Source organism: Mesorhizobium sp. M1E.F.Ca.ET.063.01.1.1 (assembly GCF_003998155.1).
Taxonomy (GTDB): Bacteria; Pseudomonadota; Alphaproteobacteria; order Rhizobiales; family Rhizobiaceae; genus Mesorhizobium.
Genome location: NZ_RZSC01000824.1, coordinates 1 through 2,501, shown reverse-complemented (window position 1 = coordinate 2,501; position 2,501 = coordinate 1). Strand labels below are relative to the sequence as shown.

Sequence of the window (2,501 nt, the reverse complement as noted above, 5' to 3'; positions counted from 1 at the left end):
CGGGCAGACCACCGCCACAGAACCCGACTGCGAAAGCGCATCCGCCTCACGGTCGGAGAGGTGAATGCAGTGGCCGAACAGGCTCTTCCCGCCCAGCAGGCCGTAATGCTCATAGATATCGGTGTAGTCGCGCGACCAGGGATAGAGCTCCTGGGTGAAGGCGATCTCGGCGTGGTTTTCGGACAGATGCGTCTGCATGTGGAGATCGGGATGCTCGCGGCAGAGCGCGCCGGCCATCTCCATCTGCTCGGGCGAGGAGGTGATCGCAAAGCGCGGCGTGACGGCATAGAGCTGGCGGCCCTTGCCGTGCCATTCGGCAATCAGCGCCTTGGTGTCGTCATAGCCGGTCTGCGGCGTGTCGAGGACGCCGTCCGGCGCGTTGCGGTCCATCATCACCTTGCCGGCGATGTTGAGCATGTTGCGGTCATGGGATTCGGCGAAGAAGGCTTCGGCGGAAGATTTGTGCACCGAGCAGTAGGCGGCGACCGTCGTCGTGCCGTGGCGCAGCATTTCATCAAGGAACAGCCGCGCGATGCGGCGGCCATGCTGCGCGTTCCGGAATTTCGTCTCTTCGGGAAAAGTGTATTTGTTCAGCCAGTCGAGCAGTTCGGCGCCGTAGGACGCGATGACCTGCATCTGCGGAAAATGCACATGGGCGTCGAGGAACCCAGGCAAGATGAGATGCGGGCGATGGTCGATCGTCTCGACGCCGGTGCCTGCGCGCTTCTTGACCTCGGCATAGGGACCGGCGGCAACGATCTTGCCTTCGTCGAGCAGCAGCGCGCCATCCTCCTCGTAGCGCCAGGCGGCATGGTCGTCTATCGCTTCGGGCCAGCGCAGGAAAGAGAGCGTGCGGCCGCGCAGGAGTTTCGATGTCATGCTTACTTTCCGGCGCCTTCGAACCAGGCGACCAAAAGGGCCCGTTCCTGGTCGGTTGTCTGGGTGACGTTGGCGGGCGGCATGGCATGCGCCCGGCCGGCCTGCAGATAGATCTCGCGGGCATGCTCGGCGATGCGCGCGTCGGTGTCGAGCATCACGCCCTTCGGCGCATGGTAGATGCCTTCATAGACCGGCTCCTCGGTATGGCACATCGAGCAGCGGCCGAGCACGGTGTCGCGCACGGCGGCGAAGTGGGCCGAAGCCATGTAGACCTGGGCTGCAGCCGATGCGGCAGAGGTCTTCGGCTCGCCGGTCAGCACCTTCGGCACGGTCGAGAGCCAGACGATGATCATGAACAGCACGGCGGCGCCGAGCCAGGTCCAGGTCGGGTTGCCCTTCCTTGCATGCACCGTGTTGAAATAGTGCCGGATCAGCACGCCGATGATGAAGACCAGCGAGGCGATGACCCAGTTGAACTCGGTGCCGAAGGCCAGCGGGTAGTGGTTCGACAGCATCAGGAACAGGACCGGCAAGGTCAGGTAGTTGTTGTGCAGCGAGCGCTGCTTGGCGATCTTGCCGTATTTCGGGTCCGGCTTGCGGTCGGCGATCAGGTCGGCGACGACGATCTTCTGGTTGGGGATGATGACCATGAAGACGTTGGCCGACATGATCGTGGCGGTGATGGCGCCGAGATGCAGGAAGGCGGCGCGGCCGGTGAAGAGGTGGGTGAGGCCCCAGGCGATGAAAACCAGCACGCAGTAAAGCACCAGCATCAGCCCGGTGTCGCTTTTGCCGAGCGGCGAGCGGCACAGAAGATCGTAGACGATCCAGCCGACGCCGATTGTCGCCAACGACAGCAGGATGCCGACCGGCACCGAGACGTTGAGCACGTTGGGGTCGATCAGGAAGAGATCCGCCCCGGCATAATAGACCACGCAGAGCATGGCGAAGCCCGACAGCCAGGTGGCGTAGGATTCCCATTTGAACCAGGTCAGGTGCTCCGGCATCTCGGCCGGCGCCACCAGGTATTTCTGGATGTGGTAGAAGCCGCCGCCATGCACCTGCCATTCCTCGCCGAAGGCGCCGGCGGGCAGGCCGGGACGCTGGCGAAGCCCGAGATCGAGGGCGACGAAATAGAAGGAGGAGCCGATCCAGGCGATGCCGGTGATGACATGCAGCCAGCGGACCGCGAAGCTCAGCCAGTCCCAGAAAATCGCAAAATCCATCATCGAGTCGCCCCTGGGAAATCGTCCCTGCCGGTTGCACGACTTTACGGGCTGGCGCCGAAACGAAAAGAGGCGGGGCCCGCGATGACTTTCAAAAAAAAATGGAAAATACTACGCTCACCACACTGAGCCGTTTGAGAGCCACGACAGCCGCATGGCCTATCTCGACAACATCGCCGTCTTCGTCCGCGTCGTCGAGCTCGGCAATCTTTCGGCGGCCGGTCGCGACATGCGCATCTCGCCGGCGGTCGCCTCCAACCGCATCAAGGAACTGGAGAAGCATCTCGGGGTCAGGCTGTTCAATCGCACGACAAGGCAGTTGATGCCGACCGAGCATGGCACGGTGTTCTACACCGGCGCCAAGCAGGTCCTGGAGGCGATCACCGGGGCATAAGC

The 2,501-nt window shown here is 63.0% G+C and carries 2 protein-coding genes and 1 pseudogene; 1 reads left to right on the top strand and 2 read right to left on the bottom strand.

The window, feature by feature from the left end:
* Together guaD and EOA29_RS32900 are read right to left on the bottom strand one after the other, a co-directional pair.
* A partial coding sequence (guaD, locus tag EOA29_RS32905) for a guanine deaminase (protein WP_127222172.1) occupies positions 1 to 879 on the bottom strand: 879 nt, incomplete at its 3' end.
* A 2-nt stretch (positions 880 to 881) separates the two neighbouring features.
* Positions 882 to 2,108, bottom strand: a complete 1,227-nt coding sequence (locus tag EOA29_RS32900; protein WP_126090628.1) for a urate hydroxylase PuuD — start codon at positions 2,106 to 2,108, stop codon at positions 882 to 884.
* 151 nt (positions 2,109 to 2,259) lie between these two features.
* Between EOA29_RS32900 and EOA29_RS32895 the strand changes: the two are divergent.
* Positions 2,260 to 2,490, top strand: a pseudogene (locus EOA29_RS32895) (LysR family transcriptional regulator); the annotation flags it as partial.
* Positions 2,491 to 2,501 lie beyond the last annotated feature (11 nt).

Coding starts and splice junctions, on each gene's coding strand:
- EOA29_RS32900 (WP_126090628.1), bottom strand. CDS start 2,108: ATGATGGATTTTGCGATTTTCTGGGACTGGCTGAGCTTCGCGGTCCGC.